Source organism: Streptomyces sp. AMJ-169 (assembly GCF_055597585.1).
This window is the reverse complement of the sequence record NZ_JBVLTJ010000002.1, coordinates 860,066-862,909: the sequence shown is the minus strand read 5'-3', so window position 1 is coordinate 862,909 and position 2,844 is coordinate 860,066. Positions and strand designations below refer to the sequence as shown.

2 protein-coding genes are annotated in these 2,844 nt (G+C 71.4%); both read left to right on the top strand.

Annotation, left to right across the window (positions count from 1 at the left end; translation table 11 throughout):
- Nucleotides 1–160: 160 nt before the first annotated feature.
- Nucleotides 161–1,363 (top strand): DUF3631 domain-containing protein, encoded by a 1,203-nt coding sequence (locus ACYUD3_RS08355; protein WP_470965999.1) that lies wholly within the window; start codon nucleotides 161–163, stop codon nucleotides 1,361–1,363.
- 417 nt (nucleotides 1,364–1,780) lie between these two features.
- On the top strand, nucleotides 1,781–2,761 hold the full coding sequence (locus tag ACYUD3_RS08350) for a DUF2637 domain-containing protein (protein ID WP_470965997.1): 981 nt from the start codon (nucleotides 1,781–1,783) through the stop codon (nucleotides 2,759–2,761).
- The last annotated feature ends 83 nt before the right edge of the window (nucleotides 2,762–2,844 follow it).

Here is a 2,844-nt window from a genome sequence, read left to right as displayed (position 1 = left end):
CTCGGCCCCACCAAACCGAAGTCCAGCAGGGCCGAGTAGAGCTTGCCCCCGAAATAACCAACAGCGTCCTACTAACACCGGGGGCTGACAGGAAACCTCGCCACCGCCCATCCCAGGACAGTCGACCACGGCGGACCGGGTTGCCCCCCGGAGCCGCCGAGTGAGGATCTCCGTAAACGAGAGTACCGCCCCCGCCGCCCCTGCGGCATCCCTTCCGACCGGCACCCCGTCACCGGACCGTGGGCAGCCGAACGCCGCCGCGCTGCTGAACGAGCTGCGCACCGCCCTGGCCCGCTTCGTGATCCTCCCGAGCGAGCAGGCACTGGACGCAACCGTGCTGTGGATCGCGGCCACCCACCTCCAGCAGGTGTGGCAGCACGCCCCACGTCTGGCTGTGGTCGGACCGGCGAAGCGGTGTGGGAAGTCCCGCCTGCTCGACCTGCTCACCGAGACGGTCCACAGGCCCGTCATCACCGTGAACTCCACGGCAGCGGCCATCTTCCGCTCGATCTCGGACGAGCCGCCGACCCTCCTCGTGGACGAAGCCGACACCATCTTCGGCAGCCCCAAGGTCGCCGAGAAGAACGAGGAGATGCGCGGTCTGCTCAACGCCGGGCACCAGCGCGGCCGACCGGTGCTGCGTGTGGTCGGCAAGGAGCACACACCCCACTCCTTCGCGACCTTCGCCATGGCGGCGCTCGCCGGCATCGGCGACCTGCCCGACACGATCATGGACCGGTCCGTCGTGATCCGGATGCGCCGCCGCGCGGAGGGCGAGCGGGTAAGCCCGTACCGGACCCGCCGCGACAGCCCCAGCCTGCACGACCTGCGGGCCCGTCTCGCGCGCTGGGCCGCCTCGGTGAGCGAGCAGGCCCTCCACCTGGAGCCGGGGATGCCCGTCGAGGACCGGGCGGCCGACACCTGGGAGCCTCTGGTGATTGTCGCCGACCTCGCAGGCGACACCTGGCCCGAGCACGCTCGCACCGCGTGCGCGCAGATGGTCACCGCCGAGATCCAGGCCGAGGAGGACAACCCCTCCAACGCCCGCATCCTCGCCGACATGCGCCGCGCCTTCGCCGCCGCCGGCGACCCCGAGAGCGTCTCCACCGACGCCCTGCTCTACCGCCTCAACTCCGACCCCGAAGCCCCCTGGGCTGAGGCCAGGCGCGGCGGGCTCAACCCGCGCGCCCTGTCCGGGCTGCTGCGCGAGTACGGCATTCGCTCCGGCAACGTCCGCATACCCGACGGCACCCAGCTCAAGGGCTACACCCGGGCGAAGTTCACCGACGCCTGGAAGCGCTACTGCCCCACCGTCCACCCCGAGACCGGCCCGGACGACGCCAGAAACATGCAGACCGACTGACCCGCGTGGGTGCCGCCGCCGACCGCTCGACGGCGACACCCACGCCGGGCACCCCGCTACGGGCACGGACGCCGCCGACGGACAGCCCCGGTCTATATCCGTCTCGTGCCGTCCCTGCCGTCCCAGCCGTATAAGCGCAGGTCAAAGCCACTCTGTCCAAGACAGCACAGCGTCCCAAGACGGATACGCATCCGTCCCGGGCCCCGAGCCGACGGCACCGGCACTCCTGTCGAGCCAACAGGTGCGACCACGGCCGCCGAGCCGACGCCGTACGGCAGGACGCGTCCCGGACGGCGCTGAGACACCATGCCGCACGCCTGCCGTCCCGCCCCTGACCTGCACCGTCAACGGCAAGACGGCCAAGACGGATCACCACTCACCCCCACCCAGAACCGCACCCCGAGGGGGACCACACCCATGCCCGACACCGCCATACCCACCGCGCCCATCAGCCGCCACCGCGCCACCTGGTGGGACCGGTTCGCCATCGTCCTGCTCGGCATCGCCGGATGCGCGCTTTCCTACGATGCGCTGCGGCAGATGGCCACCGCCGTCCACGTCCGCCACCAACTGACCTACCTCTTCCCCGTGGTGATCGACGGGTTCATCGCCTACAGCGTCCGCGCCCTGCTCGTTCTGCGCGAGGCCCCGCTGCCAGCGCGCCTGTACGCGTGGACCCTGTTCATCGCCGCCAGCATCTGGGCCAACGGTCTGCACGCCCTCGACCTCAACCAGCCCGGCACCATGGACCTCCACCTCGACGACATCACCGTCACCGTCCTGTCCGCGATCGCTCCACTTGCCCTGGCCGGAGCCACCCACCTGCACATCCTGATCACCCGCTACGGCGGCACCGACCCGGCAGGAACATCGGCGCACCCCACCACAGCACGGGTTTCGTACCGGCAGCAGCAGGCCGACGGAACCCTGTCGGCGGATCCGTACCAGCAGCGGAAGCGGCTTGAGCGGCACAACCTGCCGCAGCCCCAGCAGGCCGGGATCGCGCAGCCCGGCGAAGCAACGGCTCCGGGCGCCCTGGGGTCCGGAAGCGTCGATCTGGACAGCGGCACGGGAACCGTACAGCCGACCGGCTCCCCGCACAGCGAGTCCGAGGACGAGCCCGACGGCGCAGACCAGGGGCAGGACGAGGGTTCCGTACCGCGCGCTCAGAGCCAGGGCGGACGCCCACCCATGGCGTCCCTGGAGCGGCTGGCCGAGGTGATCACCGCAGCCCACCCGGACCCGGACGCAATCACTCGCGACAGCGCCCGCAAGGCCCTGACCGAATCCGGGCTCGGCGCCGGAACCATCCGCCTGACCGAGGCCATCACCCTGGTCCGCCGCGCCGCCCAGGCCCGCGAGCACCCCGACCAGCGACCCCTCGCCGACCAGACCTGAACCCACCCGGACACCCATAGCCCACCCGATCCGGTAGGCCGGCGGGGGGGGGTCCGGCCCCCACTCCCACCCCCCCAACCCAC

What these genes read in the sequence shown, in the direction of transcription:
- ACYUD3_RS08350 (WP_470965997.1), top strand. Translation starts at nt 1,781, where the DNA reads ATGCCCGACACCGCCATACCCACCGCGCCCATCAGCCGCCACCGCGCC.